This is a genomic window from Fodinibius sp. GM21, assembly GCF_058386955.1.
Genome location: NZ_JBYEIQ010000001.1, coordinates 77010 through 97796, shown reverse-complemented (window position 1 = coordinate 97796; position 20787 = coordinate 77010). Strand labels below are relative to the sequence as shown.

At 42.2% G+C, this 20787-nt stretch carries 21 protein-coding genes; 14 read left to right on the top strand and 7 right to left on the bottom strand.

What is annotated here, in order from left to right; genetic code table 11:
- Complete coding sequence (locus ACT3IB_RS00425; protein WP_491537040.1) at window positions 1–828, bottom strand: DUF3108 domain-containing protein; 828 nt, start codon at window positions 826–828, stop codon at window positions 1–3.
- 98 nt (window positions 829–926) lie between these two features.
- On the opposite strand from ACT3IB_RS00425, the gene ACT3IB_RS00420 reads away from it, so the two are divergent.
- The 6 genes from ACT3IB_RS00420 to ACT3IB_RS00395 all read left to right on the top strand — a co-directional run bounded on the left by ACT3IB_RS00420 (window position 927) and on the right by ACT3IB_RS00395 (window position 6429).
- Window positions 927–1472, top strand: a complete 546-nt coding sequence (locus tag ACT3IB_RS00420) for a hypothetical protein (RefSeq protein ID WP_491537039.1) — start codon at window positions 927–929, stop codon at window positions 1470–1472.
- A gap of 54 nt (window positions 1473–1526) precedes the next feature.
- A complete protein-coding gene (locus tag ACT3IB_RS00415; RefSeq protein WP_322576599.1) occupies window positions 1527–1796 on the top strand; it encodes a hypothetical protein in 270 nt (89 codons plus the stop codon).
- 2 nt (window positions 1797–1798) lie between these two features.
- Complete coding sequence (locus ACT3IB_RS00410) at window positions 1799–2308, top strand: acyl-CoA carboxylase biotin carboxyl carrier protein subunit (protein ID WP_491537038.1); 510 nt, start codon at window positions 1799–1801, stop codon at window positions 2306–2308.
- Window positions 2301–3572 (top strand): UDP-N-acetylglucosamine 1-carboxyvinyltransferase, encoded by a 1272-nt coding sequence (murA, locus tag ACT3IB_RS00405; RefSeq protein WP_491537037.1) that lies wholly within the window; start codon window positions 2301–2303, stop codon window positions 3570–3572. The genes ACT3IB_RS00410 and murA overlap by 8 nt, the downstream gene beginning before the upstream one ends.
- A gap of 640 nt (window positions 3573–4212) precedes the next feature.
- Complete coding sequence (locus ACT3IB_RS00400) at window positions 4213–5883, top strand: S8/S53 family peptidase (protein ID WP_491537036.1); 1671 nt, start codon at window positions 4213–4215, stop codon at window positions 5881–5883.
- Between the two features lie 36 nt (window positions 5884–5919).
- Window positions 5920–6429, top strand: a complete 510-nt coding sequence (locus ACT3IB_RS00395; RefSeq protein WP_491537035.1) for a hypothetical protein — start codon at window positions 5920–5922, stop codon at window positions 6427–6429.
- Between the two features lie 168 nt (window positions 6430–6597).
- Here ACT3IB_RS00395 and ACT3IB_RS00390 read toward each other — a convergent pair whose 3' ends face one another.
- Window positions 6598–7461 (bottom strand): DUF5694 domain-containing protein, encoded by an 864-nt coding sequence (locus ACT3IB_RS00390; RefSeq protein ID WP_491537034.1) that lies wholly within the window; start codon window positions 7459–7461, stop codon window positions 6598–6600.
- Between the two features lie 558 nt (window positions 7462–8019).
- Here ACT3IB_RS00390 and ACT3IB_RS00385 point away from each other — a divergent pair.
- From ACT3IB_RS00385 to ACT3IB_RS00370, 4 genes are all read left to right on the top strand, one after another.
- Window positions 8020–9792 (top strand): Rne/Rng family ribonuclease, encoded by a 1773-nt coding sequence (locus tag ACT3IB_RS00385; RefSeq protein ID WP_491537033.1) that lies wholly within the window; start codon window positions 8020–8022, stop codon window positions 9790–9792.
- Between the two features lie 45 nt (window positions 9793–9837).
- Window positions 9838–10386 carry an ATP-dependent protease subunit HslV gene (gene hslV, locus ACT3IB_RS00380; RefSeq protein ID WP_491537032.1) on the top strand — a complete coding sequence of 183 codons (549 nt, stop codon included), beginning with the start codon at window positions 9838–9840 and terminating at the stop codon, window positions 10384–10386.
- Window positions 10386–11831 carry an ATP-dependent protease ATPase subunit HslU gene (hslU, locus tag ACT3IB_RS00375; protein ID WP_491537031.1) on the top strand — a complete coding sequence of 482 codons (1446 nt, stop codon included), beginning with the start codon at window positions 10386–10388 and terminating at the stop codon, window positions 11829–11831. Before hslV ends, hslU begins: the two co-directional genes overlap by 1 nt.
- Window positions 11832–11973: 142 nt before the next feature.
- The gene (locus tag ACT3IB_RS00370) at window positions 11974–13860 is read left to right on the top strand and encodes a S41 family peptidase (RefSeq protein WP_491537030.1); all 1887 of its coding nucleotides are present in this window, start codon (window positions 11974–11976) and stop codon (window positions 13858–13860) included.
- A 57-nt stretch (window positions 13861–13917) separates the two neighbouring features.
- Here the strand turns inward: ACT3IB_RS00370 and ACT3IB_RS00365 are convergent, their stop codons facing one another.
- Genes ACT3IB_RS00365 through ACT3IB_RS00355 form a run of 3 tightly spaced genes read right to left on the bottom strand, consistent with a single transcriptional unit; the run spans window position 13918 to window position 16067 of the window.
- Window positions 13918–14616: an RsmE family RNA methyltransferase gene (locus ACT3IB_RS00365; protein WP_491537029.1), complete on the bottom strand. Its 699-nt coding sequence runs from the start codon at window positions 14614–14616 to the stop codon at window positions 13918–13920.
- Between the two features lie 3 nt (window positions 14617–14619).
- Window positions 14620–14838 carry a hypothetical protein gene (locus ACT3IB_RS00360; protein ID WP_491537028.1) on the bottom strand — a complete coding sequence of 73 codons (219 nt, stop codon included), beginning with the start codon at window positions 14836–14838 and terminating at the stop codon, window positions 14620–14622.
- 20 nt (window positions 14839–14858) lie between these two features.
- Entirely contained in the window at window positions 14859–16067 is a 1209-nt protein-coding gene (locus tag ACT3IB_RS00355; protein ID WP_491537027.1) for a 2'-deoxycytidine 5'-triphosphate deaminase, read from the bottom strand.
- Window positions 16068–16211: 144 nt separating this feature from the next.
- Here ACT3IB_RS00355 and ACT3IB_RS00350 point away from each other — a divergent pair, with 144 nt between their 5' ends.
- Window positions 16212–16832, top strand: coding sequence for a Dph6-related ATP pyrophosphatase (locus tag ACT3IB_RS00350; RefSeq protein WP_491537026.1), 621 nt, complete (start codon window positions 16212–16214; stop codon window positions 16830–16832).
- Here ACT3IB_RS00350 and ACT3IB_RS00345 read toward each other — a convergent pair.
- Together ACT3IB_RS00345 and ACT3IB_RS00340 are read right to left on the bottom strand one after the other, a co-directional pair.
- Window positions 16812–18875: a peptidylprolyl isomerase gene (locus ACT3IB_RS00345; RefSeq protein ID WP_491537025.1), complete on the bottom strand. Its 2064-nt coding sequence runs from the start codon at window positions 18873–18875 to the stop codon at window positions 16812–16814. The two genes, ACT3IB_RS00350 and ACT3IB_RS00345, sit on opposite strands and share 21 nt — an antisense overlap.
- 24 nt (window positions 18876–18899) lie before the next feature.
- Window positions 18900–19106: a hypothetical protein gene (locus ACT3IB_RS00340; RefSeq protein ID WP_491537024.1), complete on the bottom strand. Its 207-nt coding sequence runs from the start codon at window positions 19104–19106 to the stop codon at window positions 18900–18902.
- A 153-nt stretch (window positions 19107–19259) separates the two neighbouring features.
- On the opposite strand from ACT3IB_RS00340, the gene rplU reads away from it, so the two are divergent.
- From rplU to ACT3IB_RS00325, 3 genes are all read left to right on the top strand, one after another.
- Window positions 19260–19775: a 50S ribosomal protein L21 gene (gene rplU, locus ACT3IB_RS00335; protein WP_491537023.1), complete on the top strand. Its 516-nt coding sequence runs from the start codon at window positions 19260–19262 to the stop codon at window positions 19773–19775.
- 20 nt (window positions 19776–19795) lie between these two features.
- Window positions 19796–20053, top strand: coding sequence for a 50S ribosomal protein L27 (gene rpmA / locus ACT3IB_RS00330; protein WP_095605091.1), 258 nt, complete (start codon window positions 19796–19798; stop codon window positions 20051–20053).
- 75 nt (window positions 20054–20128) lie between these two features.
- Window positions 20129–20785 carry a fumarylacetoacetate hydrolase family protein gene (locus ACT3IB_RS00325; protein ID WP_491537022.1) on the top strand — a complete coding sequence of 219 codons (657 nt, stop codon included), beginning with the start codon at window positions 20129–20131 and terminating at the stop codon, window positions 20783–20785.
- Window positions 20786–20787 lie beyond the last annotated feature (2 nt).

Genomic DNA, 20787 nt, shown 5'->3' with positions numbered 1-20787 from the left:
CTATCTGCGTTCTTTTTTATAATCAATAAGTTGCACCTTAACATTACCCAGCCAAACCTTGGCGTGGGCTTCGGCGGGGACGCGCAAATCGTCGGCAATATACCACGCCTTAAATTTTCCTCGAAATCCAAAAGGGCCATCAATATCAGCGTCTCCTTCACTAAAATATGTCTTCACCGGGTCATCAAAAGCAGCGTAATTACGCATTTCAACGTTAGTACTGTTCGTCGCATCGATATATCCCTTTTCACGCTCTAAATACACCGGAAGACGATAATCCTGATCCGTACCCGCAAACAAGCGGGAATAATAGAAAATAAGCTGCCCCGAACTCGAGGGCTCTGTTAACGACAGCGTGTCTACAGGGGACATATCCTCAAAGAGGTATACTTTCTCATTTTCGTAATCAAATTCATACACTTCTGCCTCAAATTCGTCCTCATCAACATTGTCACGCCAATAAAGCGTGGTGTAAGGGGTACTGTCGGTTTCTACCATAAAGGTGTTATAATGGTTTTCTTCTTCCCCGACAAAAGGAAGCCCCGAATTTGATGTTATCACTGTACGCAGCCACCATATTTTTTGTCCCTGATAAGTAGTATCCTTGATAATGGTTGTTTTTACCTCACCCAGCTTAAAAAACCCAAATTTTACTTTATAGGTGAACACCTCTTTCCACTGCAACAACTCTTCCATCGTGGGCGGACGGTGGGGATGTTCGTAAGTCAATAGTGAATCTTGTGCCTGTGCGCCCGTTGGAAATACCATCCCACCAACTAAGCAGAGAATGAAAAATCCGGTGATTGTAAACTGCTTCAATACTTTCAAAATAAAGTGGTAAAATTGTTTTATATAAGCGTCCAAAGTTCCCTATTATATAGATGAAATTGAAACATTATTGAAAGTATCTTACAGGAATTTCGTTCATGTTATCTAATAAATTTTCTCAATACCTAACTTTTTTACTTTTAGCGGGATTCCTGATTCTTGCAGGATGTTCTAAAAGTAATGATCAGCGAGAGTTTGAAGACCAATCCCTTTCTGCCCCAAGTAACTATACTGCAACTCCAACCCAGGGAGAAATCACTAATAATGATCCTGATGATTGGCGTATTAGTCCCATGTACAGGGGATTAATTAATATAGGTACCGGCATTTCAAGTTTCCAGCCTCCCTATCCGAATCCTATGGATTTTAACCAAAACTTGACGATTAATATCTACCTAAGTAATGTCGATAATCTTGACCGCTTAGAAGTTTATTCTTTTGAGACTGTTTCGGAAGCCGGAAAACCGCCAATTGCCATCCGTGATAATATTTCATCACCATCACTGGTTACCATCCAATTGAGCGGCCAGGAAATTTCCGGTCAATCAGGTGGCTCGCAAGCCAACGGACTCTATCGAATACGCATTCTTGACGGCGATCTAAATGTGGTGACTTACGGGGATATAAAAATTGGCCCGGAGTAAGTTGTTAAAGAGCAATCTCCCTCCTATTTTCAAGCTCTCTAAAACAAAAGCACCATGGGCAAGCATAAAATTACAAAAACTGAAAAAAGAGTTCTCGAACGACTCATCTTCCCGGAAAAATTCCAGGTTATTATGGAAGAAACGGGATTGTTGCAGGGAGAACTGCGTGATGATCTGATCAACCTGTTAAGTTTTGGTTTTGTGGAGGCCTATGAACGCAGCGGCAATAAAATTGCCCTGACCAGTTTTTATGATACTGATAACCTGCAGGATTTTACTTTTCAAGCTACAAGCAAGGGACTTGCAGAAATTAAATCGAATTAATTATGAAATTTGAAGCTGTATTAGACGACACCACTACCGAGCTCGAAATTGTAGAAGATGCTAACGAAGTCGTTTTTGATGATGATTCACATTCCTATGAGTTTCACCGTCAGGAAAATGGTCGCTATCTGCTTCGTATGGGAACAAAACTCTACAAAATCGATAATGTATCATACGACAAGCACACCGTTACCTTTACCCTCAACGGCAGCTGGCACTCGGTAGATGTTCGCAACGAACAGGATCTGTTGCTTGATCGCATGGGCTTTAAAACGGTTGGCGAAATTGGCGAAGGTGAACTTAACGCCCCCATGCCCGGTAAAATACTGGAGGTTCTGGTAGAAGAAGGTGATGAGGTAGAACTCGGTGATCCTGTTGCTATTTTAGAAGCCATGAAAATGGAAAACGAACTCAAAGCTCCCATTAAAGGCATAATATCATCTATCGCTGTTGCACAGGGAGACTCACTCGAAAAAGACGCTCTAATTTTAGAAATAGAAGCAAGTGGATAAATTTGTAATTGAAGGACCTACCCCTCTCCAAGGCACTATACCAATCAGCGGATCAAAAAATGCAGCCCTTCCTTTGATGGCCGCGGCCATCCTGGGTGATTCGCCTACAACCATTACCAACATTCCTAAATTGCGCGATATCTATACCTTTAACAATGTAATTCGGGTAACGGGATGCCGAGTCGATTTTAATGAGGATGAAGGCGTACTTACCATAGATCCCAAAAATCTAACCCATTTAGAAGCTCCCTATGAGCTCGTTCGAAAGATGCGTGCCTCTTTCTATATGCTCGGTGCCCTGCTTGGCAAATATGGTGAAGCCAAGGTATCGCTGCCCGGTGGATGTGCATGGGGACCGCGTCCCGTTGACTTGCATCTTGATGGCATGCGTGAGATGGGGGCAGACATTCAGCTCGACGAAGGCTATGTGATCGCCAGTGCTCCCGAAGAATTGGAGGGTGGTACCTTTACCTTAGAACCCAGCAGCGTTGGCGCAACTGTGAACTTAGTGCTGGCATCGGTACTTCGCGCTAAAGAATTTACGATCAAAAATGCCGCCAAAGAACCAGATGTCGTACTCCTCTGCAAAAAGTTGGCCGAAATGGGCGCTGATATTGAAGGCATCGGAACACACACCCTAACTATTCGAAAAGTGGACAGCCTGCAGGGCATTACCGCCCGTAATGCTTCTGATCGCATTGAAACCGGCACTTTTATGATCGCCGCAGCCATGCATCCAAACTCTAATGTAACCTTGACCAATGTGGATGTGGATGACTTGGGTCATTTCCCGGAAACCTTTCGTAAAACGGGGGCAGAAATGAGGATTAATAATAGCACCATTCAGATTAAGGCTCCAGAGCAAATTAATCCCACATCTATCGAGACGAAAGTGTATCCCGGTTTCCCCACCGACCTGCAGGCCCAGTGGGCAACGATGATGACGCAGGCAAATGGGGAATCAAAAGTGACGGATACCATTTACGATGATCGGTTCAGTTATGTGCCCGAACTGGTTCGACTGGGTGCCGATATCGACGTCAAGAAAAATACGGCGCATGTTGAGGGCAAAACGGTACTTAAAGGAGCTTCGGTAATGAGTACGGACCTACGCGCCAGCGTTAGCTTGGTGCTGGCCGGAATGGTTGCCAAAGGCAAAACGGATGTGTTGCGCATCTATCACCTCGACCGCGGCTACGAAGATCTGGAGGAAAAGCTCATAAACGTTGGGGCTAATATTACGCGTACGCAACAAGAAGAATAGCTTTTCAGAAATAATTATTGGTTGTGCAGCGAAGCTACGCAACCAGATAAGGTATTTAGCGTCCAAGTCAGAAGAGCTAACTTTTTCCATTCTTTAGCATTAAGATAGATCACTTTTTGTACTCGTTCAATAATATAGCCTTTTAAAATTTTCGATAGTGTCACCCTGAATTTATACTCCTACGTTAAAACTTCGGAGCACAGGTTTCAGGATCTATATTTAAAGACTTTAGAATACGTTTGAGATTCTAAAATGAGTTCCGAATAACACATAAGAAACATCTTGGGAGAACCCTCTCAAATCTTTTCTTGATTTTTCCACGTGCTATTCTAAGGTTTAGGTTGTTAGTCTTCTTAAGAAAACTATGTCATCATGAACACCTTCCTCAAGGATCCTAAAAATATATTCAACATAACTTTAAATTTTTATGTCATAGGTTGCAGTGATAATTCTCCTACCAATACCCCCCCCCTCAAATAAGCAAGCTCCCAAAGTCCAAACAAGCAGTTCTGAAAGTTCCAGTCCTTCAGAAACCGGGAAATTTATCACTTCTGATCCATCCGCTTTTACCCAAAAACTTAAGGGGCTTGAAAATGAGAATGAAGTTATTATTGCTTTAAAACAGTCATCCTCACCAAGTATGGCCAGAACGACACTAAAAGAAATGCCTGCTGGTGCTGCTGATATTATTGCCTTGCCTAAAACTAACGGTGAATCCTCTAAAAGAAGCCACCCCGGATTTGCTCAGGTAGATAAACAAAGCAGGCAAGCTATTAAAGCCTTACTAAAGAACCAAAATGTAGAACAACTGCAAACCTCCGACTACGGGCATGTTATTACAGCTACATTACCAAAAAAAGGAACTGTTGGAATTGTAACTGCTTTACTGAATAATCCGAATGTAGATTATATTGAAGCTAATCAGACACATCCGGTTTATTTTCATAGTGATGCTATCTTTGATGCGAATGAGAAAATGAAAGCATTATTTGCCGGCCCGCAGGGTACAAACCCCTCTGACTCAAAGCATTCATTTCATAATGTATTAGATGCATGGGATTACACGCGAGGATCTGGAGCCCGAATTGGGATTCTCGATAGTGGTTTTTCTTATGATCAGAGCACAAACTCCTATCATCCTGACGGGAAACTCATTTCTTCTTCTGAAGGGATAAAAAAATTAGGCTTTGTCAATGACTTCGACAGTTTTGGAAATTGTAGCGGCGGCAGTGGACAACCATACGGCAATTGTCATGAATGGGATGACCATGGGCATGGTACATATATGACAGGATTAGCAGGTGCTAATGATAACAGCCAAGGATATGTCGGCATTATGCCGGATGGTTTAACTATTAGCATGAAAATCGCACAAAACTGTCACATAACAGAAGGTTGTGCAAACAACAATGATTCTTACAATATCGAGAGTGACGATTTTTACTGGGCAATAGAATGGGCTCGCAATAATAATATTGATGTTCTTTCAATGAGCTTTAGCGGAACTGATGACTTTATTAGTTCTTCTGTATATAATTCAATGTATGATGCCTATCACACAGATGATATCGTTTTACTCTCTTCAACAGGTAACCCTAGCAGTCCATCAAACCACGACTATCCGCAAAAATATAATTTCGTGTTCGGAATTGGAGGGCTTTACGATGATGGATCAAATTACGGCGTTGACCAGTATGAAGATATCTCGGCCCTTGCCGGTGGAGGCACAGTAAATTCAAGTTGTCCACCAGAAGCATTTTGTGAACCACAGGGCAATATAATATTAAATGATGGATCAGGTGGAACTTCTTCGTCAACAGCAATAGCAGCTGGGATTGCAGGTCTAATACGAGCTTATAATCCGTCAATGACAGCACCACAAGTACGCCAAAGATTGGTTAATACTTCTTCCGGTTATCATAACAAAATCCGTGCTTACGAAGCTGTAACTAATGATCTTGCTTTATCAGTTTCAATCAGCGGCCCCCAAAGTTTAAATTCCGACGAACAAGGTACTTGGACAGCGAACGTTTCTGATAACGAAGGTTCGGTTAACTACGAATGGTATCGACGAGATACGCCAAGTGACTCATGGAGCTATTCAGGGGTGACCAGCAGCAGTTATTCCACCTCCTTTTATAACCCAAGCTCATCCGACCAACAATCGGCTGTAAAAGTAGAAGTTACGAGTGCAGGTGAATCCGATGTAGCTATACAAAACGTAATTATCAGCTCCTCAAGCTGTAATAGTTCCACGACACAAACAAATGACGGATCAACCGATCCAAATATTCCAGATCCCTGTAAATAATATCTTTAAGCTCAGTTGAATTAAAGTTCTTTTTCTATGCGTTTACTTAAACTGTTTATTACCATTTTCATAATTGCGGGGTTTGTAGCCTGCAACAGCCTGTTTAACAATAACAACAGTAGGCCCGAGTTTGATTTTCAAACCTCAGAGTCGCCAAACCAGAAGACAACCTTCAACGGTGACAGCCTGGTATTTGAACCACTCCAGCCAAATGAACAACCTAACGATAACCCTCCGTTTATCACAGAAGTAACTGACAACCAAATTACCATAAAGGGTTATTATTTAGCCGCTGTCGGATTTAGCGTAATCGGTGAATTTGAATACGAAAACAATTCCACTACTCTTATTGTTCGCGCAGATCCTGGAGATGATACAGCACCTTCTATGCCTCAGGGTTATTTTTATGACGCCTATATAAATAACTTATCTAAGGGCAGCCACACCGTAAACATCATTCACAAAAACGACTTAATGATTAATCAACAGGGACAGCAGGTACCGTCGGAAGATACCGTTTTCACGAAAGAATTTACGATGAATTAGTCAAAGCTATACATGTGATATAAACTCAATCATCCAATCTTACATACTACTTCTGAGTCAGTCGATAATGGATAATATCCAAATATTCCCCGCTTTTGAGAATATAATCAAATTTAGTTAGGCAGCGGTGCCACGTAACCAGATATCCAAATTTAATCTTCTTAATCCTTACTCCAAGTAATCCATCGGATCCACAAATTCGATGCGGGGCGAATCTTTAAGCAGCGGACGTATAAAGGGTGAATGACCGGCCCCAAACATCATAAAAATGCGATCACCCGGCTCAGCAATTTTCATAAGATTGGCAAAAATGCGCAGGTTTCTCCGGTGATAATCAGCTGTCACATCTGCTCCTACAAAAGAGGTGTCATTTGCCAATGCAAGTGACCGCACATAAGGTTCATGATATCTCTTGACACTTTCCTCCGTGTTGATATATTGATAGAGTTCAAGCAAGGCACCCTTTTGCAATAAGCTGTCTTGCAATCGTACATGCTCACCACTTTTATATCGTTCAAAGTATTCCAAAAACTCGGGTTGGTGTTTTTTGGCAAACTCCATCATCTTACCCATCATCATTGGGATGTAGTGATCTACAGCATACACATGCTCGTGATTTAACCGATCGGCCAACTTAAATCCAATCTGGTAGTGCTCACTGCGTTTGGATCCAAAATCCCCCGTTGAAAAAGTATCAAGTTTACCGGCCCGAAACTTTTGGTATAACGAGTCAAAAGCTGACTGATGCTTCATTTGAACCTCCAAAGCAACTTTGTTGGGATTAAATTCAGCTAAAGCATCACGAACATCCTCTAGCTCCTTTTGCTTTTGATCGGTAAGCACATCAGGAACATCCGGATTTATCGCATCCCTACCCGGGTTATCAAGGTGGGTCGTTCCCAAAAATAGTACTTTAATTGGCTCTTGGTCTTGTGCCTGCACGGGTAATACAGAAACAGCAAGCAATACTATTAAAAAGGTTAACAACTTTGATTTGTTAATGTGAGAAATAAATTTTCGCATCGAATCCATCCCAAAAAATATTTCTATTAAAAAAAGTGTGTCAACTCTTACGAAGTAGAATAAAAATTGTTAAAAGCATTACAATTATATTCAACTAAGCACCACATTGCACATCTTTTGGATCTTCTACCCTTCGTGAACTCCATTCCAAAATTTCCCGTTTACATAATAGCAAAACTACTTGTATATTAATGTGATACTTTGTACCAAGTATTCAGAGATTTTAAAAAGTTTAGGTTTACCTTTTGCAGCATATTATTTACTCACAAGCACTACTTAAGGTTTTATTCACTTTTCGAAAGCATTTGGACTTCTTTTTGAAGGATGCGGCGAAGTTTATGAACTCGCTGATTTCTTGTGATCGTTTTCTGCAAGATATACCCTCCTCTGAATACGACCTTTTTACACAAACAAATTTTTCTCCTAACAGGAATTTTAATTTAGCGGTTGCTGAAATCCCGCTAAGACGAACGAACTGTAAGACTGTTGTTACTATGAAAGCTATTGATTTACTGATCAGGATTATACGTCCGGAGGACAGCAACTGCGTGAAAGAAGAATATTTCAATGAAAAATCAAATCATTATTCACGCTTCGGGAAAGCAGACCCGGATAGCTCTGCTGGAAAATGGCGAACTGGCTCAACTTTTTATAGAGTCTGATGAAAACCAGCGTACGGTAGGTAACATCTACTTGGCGAAAGTCCACAAGGTAATGAGCGGTATCCGTGCAGCTTTTATTGACATGGGTACTCCCAAAGACGCTTTTCTGCACTTTTCTGACGCCGGCGACCATCTGAAAGAATATGTTCAGATGCTTAACGGGCGCGATGCCATTCAAAAGAATGTGCGTGAAGAGCTCAAAAAGACGGATTTCAACCAGATATCCAATTACGAAAAACAGAACTGGGCGGGCAAAATTCTAAATCCCGGTCAAAAGTTATTGGTTCAAATTGTTAAAGAGCCCATTGGCTCTAAGGGACCGCGTATCTCTACGGATATTACCGTTGCAGGACGTTTTCTTGTACTCATACCCATGGGAGATTACGTTGCCGTATCACGCAAAATTAATAATTACAAAGAGCGTCGGCGCCTCAAGAGTATCGTAAGCTCAATGGTTCCCGATGGATTCGGTGTGATCATTAGAACAGTTGCCAAAGGACAAGATGAGCAATCTATTGAGGATGATATGCGCGACGTCCTCAAGAAATGGGAACGCATTCTGGAACGCCTAGAAACAGCTGAACCTCCCGAGCTTCTCTATAAAGATCTTGATATGACCGAGAGCTTGGTTCGTGATCTTTTTGCCAAACAATACGACCGCGTGTTGGTTGACGATCCCGAAATGCACAAAAAAATCAAATCGTATGTCAGCCAGGTTGCCCCGCAAATGCTTCCCAATGTAGAACTTTACAAGGGACGTGAGCATATCTTTGACTTTATGAAGGTTGCCAAGGATGTAGATTCAATCTTTAGTCCGCGCGTTCGTATGCCATCCGGTGGGTACCTTATTTTTGAGCAGACTGAAGCCATGTATGTGGTAGATGTAAACTCCGGACCCTACGCAGCCAAAGAAAAACAGGAAGATAATTCACTGAAAACAAATCTTGAAGCAGCACGTGAAGTAGCGAAGCAACTGCGTCTGCGAGATATCGGGGGAATTATTGTCGTTGACTTTATTGATCTGCGCAATGATAAAAACCGCAAGAAAATTTACGACGAACTCAAAAAAGAGTTCAAGAAAGACCCCGCCAAGACCAATGTTATTGGCATGAGTGACTTCGGGCTGGTTCAAATTACGCGTCAGCGTATCCGGCCGAGTGTGGTCAATTCTGTATCAAAAGTATGTCCAACGTGCGGTGGATCTGGCAGCGTAGTCACCAAGAATACGATTATTGCCGATCTTGATGCGTGGTTAAGCAAGTTTCGCACTACTACCGACTATCGTGCCGTTGATATCTATATCAATCCATACCTGAAGGCGTATCTGGAAAAAGGATTGCTTAGCATTCGTCGGAAATGGATGTTCCGCTACTGGCTGAAAATTACGCTTGTGGCTGACGATTCTATTTCCCTGAACGAATATAAAGCTACCATCGCCGGATCCGATATCGATATTACGGATGTAGTTATGCAGGAGAATAACATCGATGAGCTTATAGCTAACGAAACAAGCGATTTGGATGATCTGGATGAGCGTCCCGGCAGAGGTGACCTCGATTATTACAAGAAAGAGAATGGATCCGATTCGAAAGGACGTCAAAAACGAGATAAGCGAAAGCCGCGTCCAACTCGTTCGGGAGGCAGCTCAAAATCGAAGTATTATAAATCTGACTCTTAACCGATACATCCCAATCCCAAAAGAATTGAAACAGAACAGAATTTAATGAGTTTACCTGAGATAAAAGCAACAACTGTATTAGGCATTATCCACAACGGAGAGGCTGCCCTTGGCGGCGACGGCCAGGCAACAATGGAAAATACAGTGATGAAAGCGACCGTTAACAAGGTACGACATCTGTATGATGGAAAAATTGCTGCCGGATTCGCCGGCTCAACAGCTGATGCCTTTACACTTTTTGAGAAATACGAAGAAAAACTGAAACAGTATAACGGAAATTTAAAACGAGCCGCCGTTGAGATGGCCAAAGAGTGGCGGCAGGATAAATTTTTACGAAAACTTGAAGCTCTTTTGGTCGTAATGAGTAAAGATCAGGCTCTGCTGATTTCGGGTCAGGGTGATGTTATTGAACCTGATGACCAAATTTTAGCGATCGGCAGTGGCGGTAGCTATGCGCTTGCTGCTGCTCGGGCATTGAAAGCAAATGCTCCCGATTTATCAGCCCAACAGATAGTGCAAAAAGCACTTGATATTGCAGCAGACATCTGTATCTATACGAATCATAACCTGAGCATATTAGAAATTGAAGATTGATGAGTACTTTACAAAAGACAGTTACACAGAAAAATCTTACGCCGCAACAAGTTGTAGCGGAGTTGAACAAATATATTGTTGGACAAGATGATGCAAAGCGATCGGTTTCCATTGCCTTGCGAAACCGCTGGCGGCGCATGAATGCTGATGAAGAAATCAGAGACGAAATTCTTCCTAATAATATTCTACTGATTGGCCCTACCGGCGTCGGTAAAACAGAAATTGCCCGTCGTCTGGCTAAGCTTGCAGAAGCGCCCTTCATTAAAGTCGAAGCAAGTAAATTTACCGAGGTCGGCTATGTGGGACGCGATGTAGAGTCGATGATTCGTGATCTTACGGACATCGCTATTGACATGGTAAAAACCGAAATGCGCGATCGAGTGGAAGAAGAAGCTCGAGAAATTGTGGAAGAACGGATATTGGACATCCTCATCCCTCCCGTTAAGAAAAACCAGGGAAATAATAGCTCTCCCGGATTCGACGCCAATTCCAGCGATCAGGATTTTAATCCCCAAAGCGCTTCTGATCAGGAGCTAAATGAACGTACACGCAAAAAGTTTCGCGAGAAACTTCGAAACGGAGAATTAGATGAGCGCGAAATTGAGATTGAAGTTCAAAAATCGAGTCGTTCACCGATGATGCAGGTCTTCGGTCCCCAGGGCGGCATGGAAGAAATGGGCATTAACCTGCAGGATATGCTTGGTAACATGGGGGGGCAAAAGAAAACCAAGCGTAAAGTAACCATTGAAGAAGCCCGGGAAATTCTTTTAGAAGAAGAAGCGGAGAAGCTGATAGATCACGAATCAGCGGTACAAGAAGGACTTGAACGCGTACAGAAACAAGGAATTATATTTATTGATGAAATTGACAAGGTGGCTGAATCATCCAACAATAGCAAAGGCGGTGGTGGCGGTGGACCCGATGTAAGCCGACAGGGCGTTCAGCGAGATATGCTTCCTATTGTTGAAGGCAGTAATGTATCGACCAAACACGGCATGGTGAAAACAGATCATATGCTGTTTATTGGTTCGGGAGCTTTTCACGTATCAAAGCCTTCTGACCTTATTCCGGAATTGCAGGGTCGTTTCCCCATCCGCGTAGAACTTAACTCTCTTACCGAAGAGGACTTCTATGATATACTAACGCAGCCCAAAAATGCACTGACCAAGCAATATCAGGCTATGCTAAAGTCTGAGGGTGTGGATATCGAATTTACCGAAGATGCCCTTAAGGAAGTGGCTTCAATTGCAGCCCAGGTTAATGATCGCGTAGAAAATATCGGTGCCCGAAGGCTTCATACCATTTTATCATCACTGCTGGATGAGCTGTTATTTGCTGTCCCCGATGACATTAGTTCAGGCGACATCACCATCGACAAAGATTATGTGAACAAACAATTGGATGATCTTGTTAAGGACAAAGATTTAAGTCAATATATTCTGTAATTGTACGTTGACAAAAATCAAATTAATCAACTACTTATAAATTAAGCGGCTAATACTCATTTGCCTACTTAAGACGTTGTTACTTTAGCAGTACGTTTTAAAAAGTAATTACTGCAATACAATCACCAATACCTTTTGCACTATGAGCATGAAAAAGTTTATCATCCCCAACATTGTAACCCTTTTTGTACTATCCACCTTCTGGTTCGCCGGCGTTGAAACCGTCGTTCCGGGGAATGATACGTTACAAAAAAACATAAAAAAATATGTGCAGGCTCAACGGCGAATAATCGATAACTATGTTGATAAAGTTGATGTTACTGAGCTGTACAAAAATAGTATTAGGGGATTAGTAAAAAATCTGTCAGACAGTACGGCGAATCTTGAAGACACCCCGGCCGATACTACTTTTGAAGATTTGAAAATCAAAAACCTTGGTAAATCGGTCGACAAGTTTGAGCAGGCATATCTTTATATCACTAATAATTATCCTGATGAAGATATGACCGAGCGAACTGAGGATGCTTTAGAAGCTATGTTTAGAGGGCTGGATCCGCACTCCGTGTATATTGAACCATCCCTAAGTGATGATATCGACGACGAGTTTTCGGGTAAATTTCAGGGTATTGGTGTTCAATTCAATGTTATACAAGATACCATTACCGTAATTACAGCTATTGCCGGCGGCCCCAGTGATGCACTTGGAATCAGATCCGGAGATCGTATTATTAAAATTGACGGTGAAAGTGCTATTGGGTTCACCAATGAAGATGTTCGAAATACCTTGCGGGGCCCCAAAGGTTCTGAGGTAGATGTTACGATCAAACGACCGAACGTAAAAGATCCCATTCAGTTTACTATTGTCCGCGATGACATCCCGCTATATTCCATCGGTGCTGCTTACATGATGGACGAAGAAACCGGCTACATCAAAATGGATAAATTTATCCAAACTACTCACGAAGAGTTTATGGAGGCTATGAAAGACCTCCAATCTAAAGGCATGGAACGCCTGCTGTTGGATCTGAGAGGCAACCCCGGTGGTTATCTTAGTCAAGCTGTGGCCATTACTGAGGAATTCTTCCCCAGAGGTACAAAAATTGTTTCTACAAAGAGTCGGCATACGCGATTTACCTCAGCCTACTACTCGCGCCGAGATGGTATTTTCAAAGATAAGCCCCTGATGATTCTTGTTGATGAGGGATCTGCCTCTGCAAGCGAAATTGTAAGTGGTGCTGTTCAGGATCACGACCGCGGATGGATTGTCGGACGACGTACTTTTGGCAAGGGATTGGTACAGCAACAGTACGAACTTGTTGATTCCAGTAAAATTCGGGTTACCATCTCCAAGTACTACACGCCCTCCGGCCGATTAATTCAGAAACCCTACAACAAAAAAGGCGGTGAAGAATATGCTTATGAAATTTATAAGCGCGGGGTTGATGCCAAGGGTGATGCCATGGAATTCGTTTCTCATGTACCCGATTCACTAAAATTTTCAACAGATGCAGGAAGAACTGTTTACGGCGGCGGTGGAATTGTCCCCGATCATATCGTTCAACCCGATACCGCTCAATCCAAAATTGTAGCTAATTATATGCTACGTAATCGAGTTGGCTTCAATTTTGTTCGTGACTACCTGGATGAAAATGGAGATGCTTTCCGAAAAAAATGGGAGAATAATTTCGACCAGTTCAATAAAGAGTTCGAATGGTCGGAAGAACAGATGGATGAGGTTTTTAGCCGTCTTAAAGAAAAGAACATGGTTGTAACAGATACCCTTTCCAAACCGGACTTTAGATCAGATACGCTGTTCGTTCCGGAAGGACATTTAGAGGAAATTGAATGGATGCCTCGCGGACTGATCAAAGCAGAATTGGCGCGACAGGTTTGGGGACTTAAAAAATACTATCCCGTTAGAAATAAGCTTGACGAAACTATTGATGAGGCAATGAAAATGTGGAGTGAGGTAGCTAAGCTTGAAGAGTATGCAGCCACGCATACAACGACATCGACTGGTCGTTACTAAACGTTTCGTAGATCCGTTATTTAAAAGTCCGGCTCTGTGAGTCGGGCTTTTTTTTATTTACAAAAATTGACTCATAAAAGCTATTGCTGCTGTTTCTGCGCGCAATCTATGGGGACCAAGCGATACTAATTCTCCCCCCTTTTCTTTTAGATCACGTATTTCAGTTTGCGAAAAGCCTCCCTCAGGTCCAACTAATAACAGTGTACTATCGGAATCACGAACACTTTTGTAATCAATATCTCCTTTGTCCTCATCTACCTTTTCATGGGCAACCAATAAATTGTCTACAAAAACCGAGTCCAACATCAGCTCAAACGAATGATAGATATTTACCGTGCATAGATGAGCTTGTAAACTTTGCTTCATGGCCGAAATCGCCAGTGACTCCAGCCGATCCATACGGACATTTTCTTTTATGGTATGCTCACTCCTAAACAGGCCTATTTGAGCAGCTCCCAATTCAATAGCTTTCTCCACAGCAAATTCCAGCCGATCTCTTTTCTTGATGATTCCCAGTCCCAAAATAAGATGTGGTTTCGGGCGGGGACTATGCTGCTCATCCTCAATTTCTACTTGCACCGACTTTTTTGTAATCCGGCGAATAACTCCCTCATAGCAACCACCTTCCCCGTCAACGATCGTCAGTTGGTCTCCTTCACGGGCCCTCATCACCTTAGATGCATGAATCGCCTCCTGATCCAAAAGCTCAGCAAAACCATTGTTTATCTGCGAGGGCGGGGCATAGAAAATATTCATCACTTATCGCTTTTTACGAAAAGGTTCGCCGGGCTTAAATTCCGTCTGCCCGGTTTCCAAAACAATTTCAACATACGGAGCACATAGCCCACAGCTGTTGCTGCAATAATTCTGATTCTGAAGTTCATCGAGCGAAGTTACATTATTTTGATTAGCATACTGCTTTATCTCGATAAACTCCCGATTATGACAAATACATTCTGTTACATTATTTGGAGCCATACTTATTCAGCTCTTAACTGCTACTGTTTAAAATGTTTTCCTAATCGAAGTTCTTGTCCCTGATAATTACTCTCAATGTCATCGCCATACACAAATTGAGGAACTTCTGTGTTAGGCTCAAATTTCATGCTGCAAAACGTTTGTCCGTCTTCAATCAAAAAAGGCACATCGTGCGAACGTACCTCTAGTACAGCGCGTGCGCCCTTGTCTTCAACACGTCCGCCAAAACCGCTGTCAAAAAAGCCTGCATAATGCGTACGCAGCTCACCCGATCCCGTATCGTACGCAATCATTTCAGCCGCTAAATATTCCGGAATACGACAACGCTCTTTAGAAGCAAAGATATAAAAAGCCTCCGGTTCTAATATCAGGTGATCATCCGGTTGATGATAAATAGGTTCCCAAAACTCTGAAACTTCGTAATAATCAATATTTTCTAGATCGATATAATCACGGTGCTTTTTGGCCTTGTACCCAACAATTTTACCTTCTGAGGCATGTAAATTTACGCTCAAGAAAAGTCCGTTGTTAACCTTCAACTCATCTACATCCACAGGATCACCGTCCTCGGTAAAAAGCATCGGATCGGAACTGTGTGTGCGTAAGATATCTTGGTCGGAAAGCACGGTATAACCATGACGGATTCGCAACTGATTAAGACGTTGTCCTGTTTTTATCTTTATTGGAAAAGACTTGGGAACAACCTCCAAATACATTTTGCCTTTATAACCTGATCGTATTTCCTCGAATCGATGCGAATAGTCTGTTATCACCCGTGTAAATACATCAAGTCGCCCTGTTGTACTCTTGGGATTAGCTTTGGCAGCGAGATGCTCTCCGGATACAATCTGGTAGTCTACTCCGTTTTCGTTACCATTGAATAATGTTTTCTGCGGAGAGATGTGTGACGGCAAATGCAACTCTTCTAGCAGCGGAATGATATAGACACAATTGGGTTCTAGAATAGCCCCATCGGTTATTGAAAAATCATACTGGCTAAGCTTTTCCAACTTCTGATCTACCGATTCGTCTTCGGGTAAAAAACTACATCTAACCCGGTAGGCCTTTTCCCCTAAACGCAAGTCAATTGAATTGGGCTGAAACTGGTCATCCTGCAACGGATACCCATCAGCATGAGAAATTATGCCTGCATTTGCTAATACACGTAATTTTTGAACGGGAAGTATCCCTTTGGTTCGCAAATGTACCTTTTGAATCTCGCTGCTCATCAAAAACCTATCTTAAATTAAAACGTTAATGAATATTTTTATCTTAGTATCTCAACTTGCGCCCTAATATAGGAATTCAGTAATCAGAATTCAGAATCGATCTTACATTATTTTAATTGCAGACTGCTAAATTAATTTTACAATATGAATATTCTTTTTTGGAGCGGGGGTAAAGATGCCTATTTGGCTCTTCATTTTTTCAGGGAATCGCATCCCGAAGCAGATCTAAAACTGCTTACAACTTACGATGAGTCCGAAGATATTGTACCCCATCAAAATATTCCGCTAGCCGACATAAAAGAACAAGCCGATCATCTCGTCTTGGAGCTGATCACTGTTGCCCTCCCCTCCAACTGTCCTAATGACATTTATTTGGAGCGAATTGAAAGTGCTCTTCATGAGTTATCTGAACCTATTGATAACCTCATATTCGGCGATTGGTATTTAGAAGATATTCGAAAATGGCGGGAAAAAGTCTTCGGAGAAATGGGATATTCGTGCGTATTTCCAATATGGAGAAAAGATCTTAATGAACTGCTTTCCGTATTACTCTTAAAACCGATTGAAATTAAAATAAGTGCAGTTAAAAAAGATTTTGAATCGCTACTTAAAGTGGGAGAATCTTACGATCAAAAGCTGGTAATGCAACTTCGGCGCCTTAATGAAATCGATCCCATGGGTGAAAACGGGGAATTTCATACCAAGGTTATCTTTAACAATCCCGAACCTCTAGACAAGCAACCGTTAATACCAGGTAGTCGATAGTACTTTATCTCCCTTCACAATACTATCAACGACATCCATACCGTCAGTGACCTTGCCAAAACGGGTATAATTACCATTAAGATGGGGCATCCACTGATGCATCACAAAATATTGACTACCCTCGGTATCGGGACCTGCGCTTGCAATACCGACCGCGCCTCGCACAAATCCGTCCTCTGATGCTTCGGTGGGAATCACAAAATCCGGACCGCCGAACCCATCCTCTCGCTCAATATCTCCGCCCTGTATTACAAAGTTGGGAACCACGCGATGAAAGGGAACACCATCATATTGTTCTGCCTGGTTTAAACTGTCGATCATTGCCACCGTAGCGGGGGCGCTGAGCGGATTCATCTCAATATGAATTCTTCCTTTCTCAGTTTGCATTAGTAAAGTAGGTTTTGGCCCGAGCTCCCAAAGTCGATCCCAGTCCGGTAAACGAAATTCCGTCTCCGACTCTTCGGGCACATCAACATCCCATCCGGCATTTGCCAGCGATCGATTCAGGGGCGCATAGTTTTTAGAAGCAAGTGAGTCAATAACTGCCTTGGCCTGTTCTTCAAACTGCTCTTTATATATAGAGCTAAATACTTGGTAAACTTCAATATCACCGGGCAGCGTAAAGGCCGATAAACTTTCGTTTATGCGATCAAAATCTTGAGAGCTAAATAATGATTCATTCTCCAATAATGATCCTGACATATATGCCACACCGCGATCCCCAAGATCCAACGCATCGAAAACAATATTTCGAATTTGCTGCCTGTACTTTTTATCGATATCTGGGTTGTTTTGCACCATACCTGCTAAACTTTGTAGTGCATACATCACAGACAACGGCTCACCTTCGCTTACTAAATCTCCAATACGCTGCAGGTAATTTTCTGCGGACTCATGCTGCTGATAAATCCCTAATACCTCGGACCATAAATAGGGATTTTCATCAGGAATCGCTGCAAGCCGGTCTTGGTGTTTATCAACGATCTGCTCATTTAGCTGTTGCATTGCAGCTACGGCCTGTAGCCAAACAGCATCAGCTAACCGTTCATCGGTTAGCATCTCATCATGAGTATATTGATACAGACCATCATTCTTTTCGATCTTTCCATGCAAACTTTTTAGGGTTCGACTCTGCACATGCGGATTTTCATTCGTCAATAAAATCTTAGCTGCTAATGAATTCTGATCATTCAGGGGCATTTTGCCAAGAGATGTAGCCAACTCATATGCCAGCTGAACTTCATGATCCAGCACCTGCTCCCCATTATAGAAAATGGTCATGGTATGAGTTGTACGCTCGGGGAGAATCTTATTGACATATTGATCAACATCCCGACTTATTCCTGTGCCCATTAATTGCCATCGATTAAATAGCGTATCTTGGGCAGTAGCAGTTAATCGAGATTCATCACCGCGGTACCAACCATACAAATACGCCTGGGTCGCGTCATAATTTTCGGTATCAAATGCCTTTTGAATAATCCGAATTTGCCGATCTTGAGCTATATCAAATTGTTGAACCAATCTTCCCACTGCCAGTGCTGTATGATATTCGCTATTCGCGAAATCTTTATTCAGCTGATCGACTAAAAAGGAAAGCGATTGTTCATCCCCCTGCTGGCCAAGCACCCTTGAAATACCGGAACGTAACTCGACATGCTTTATCCAGCTTTGTTCAAGTGCTCTTAGCTTATTTTCAGTAATGGCGTGCTTGCTTATGCCAAACCAAGAAGCATCAGAATTTTGCTCTTTAGCAATAGGGATAAATCGGCCAATCGAATCTACGGGGGTATTGGCAAACGCCCGCCATGCTTGCTTTCGTACTTCAGGATGTTGATGAGATAAAAAAGGTTCCAGGGATTCTATGTCCCGCTGCGTTACAGCTTCGTATAAATCCGGGTAGGTTGCAGTAAGAAGCGAATCTGTGATGGGATTTGCGCTTTTGAATGGCCCCGAACCACTACTGGAATAGTTCAACAGAATAATGACACCGACAACCAAAGTAAACAAGACTATCCAAGATCGAAGTCGGACATATTTCATTTCAGATGATTACGTTGCAAATAATTATAGAGAAGGGTTATGATCTTTGGCTTCTTCAACGCGGTCAGCATCCTTTTCTTTGCTGATGGTCTTTAATTTGCCATTACCATCTTTGCGAGCTTCATGAAGTTGTGAATCCTTAATCCACGCTCGTCCCCCATCTCGCTGAAAGCGTTTCTCATTTTTGAACATAAAAGCTTGCTCGTGCAAATCGGGTAAGTTCTTTTCCATAACAATTTCATTTTATTGGCTGTAATTCATTGACAATAATACAATATTAACGACTATAATTCATAAGATTTTTAGCTTTGCTTTGAGCTTCGAAAAGCTTATATTTGGCATTCTGTAGATAAAAGAATTTACAACACAAAATCAGACAATTAGATGTACGCAGTAGTTAAGATAGGTGGACATCAATATCGCGTTTCAGAAGGCGATGTCCTATTTGTTGACAAGCAAAGTGATGAAACTGACCAGAAACTTACCTTTGATGAAGTTTTATTAACAAATGACGACGGTAATGTAACAGTTGGACAACCTGTTGTTGAAGGTGCTGCCGTTGAAGCGACTTTGCTTGATAACGTAAAGTCAGATAAAGTAATCGTTTTCAAAAAGAAACGTCGCAAGGGATATCAAGTTAAGCGCGGACACCGCCAGCCGATGTCCCAAATCGAGATCAACAGTATATCTACTTCCGGCAGTGGAAGTAAGAAAAAAGCTGAGAAGGCAAAAGATACTTCTGATTCTGAAGACACAGGCCAAGTATCTACTGATATGACAGCAAAAGAGGCTATCAGTCATATCCGAAATACTGATCTTGAAGATCTCAAAGGATTTGTTAGCGATGACGAAGAACGGGTTACCGTTTTAGATGCATGGAACAGTAAGCAAGAAGGATAATTCAGAAACTTTAGATTGTTATGGCGCATAAGAAAGGACAAGGATCTACAAAGAACGGTCGTGATTCGATTTCTAAACGACTTGGAGTCAAAAAGTACGGTGGAGAAGTTGTTAAAGCCGGTCATATTATCGTACGTCAGCGTGGCACCAAATTCCACCCTGGCGATAATGTAGGCCGTGGCGGCGATGACACGCTCTTTGCCAAAGCTGACGGACAGGTTACCTTCCGCGTTCGCTCTGGTGGACGCAAGTATGTAAGTGTTGAACCTGTTTCATAACAGCACTTTACTTTTTACGAACTTTTTAAAGCCTTGGTTTCTCAAGAAACCAAGGCTTTTTTTATATTACTTTCTATGGAAAAGGAAAATATACCGGGTCTGCCCCATCTTCAATTTCGTAACTTATTTTGCATTGGTCGTAATTATGTTGAACACGCCAAAGAACTCAACAATGAAGTCCCGAGCCAGCCGCTTGTTTTTTTAAAACCGACCAGCAGTATCATCTTTGATGGGGATAACATCCAGATCCCTCCACAAAGTCAGAATGTTCATCATGAGGTGGAATTAGCCGTTGCTATTGATAAGGCTGGGAAAAATATCCCAAAGGAGAAATCATTAGAATACGCTAGCGGATACGGTATTGGGATCGATGTTACTGCTCGTGATATTCAGCAAAAGGCCAAAGAACAGGGTCACCCGTGGACCGTTGCCAAAGGATTTGATACTTTTGCTCCCCTGAGTACATTTATTAAAAGGGATCAAATCGAAGATCCCCAAAATCTAAGTTTACAAATATCCGTTAATGGGGAAGTTCGCCAATCGGACAGTACAAAGCTAATGATCCACACTGTAGCCGATCTGATTCACCACCTATCGACTATTTTTACGCTCCAGCCAGGCGACATCATCTTAACCGGCACTCCAAAAGGAGTATCTTCTATAAAGAAGGGGGACAACATTAAAGCTTCATTAAACAATGGACTGGCAACAATTTCTGTAACCGTAGATTAAAC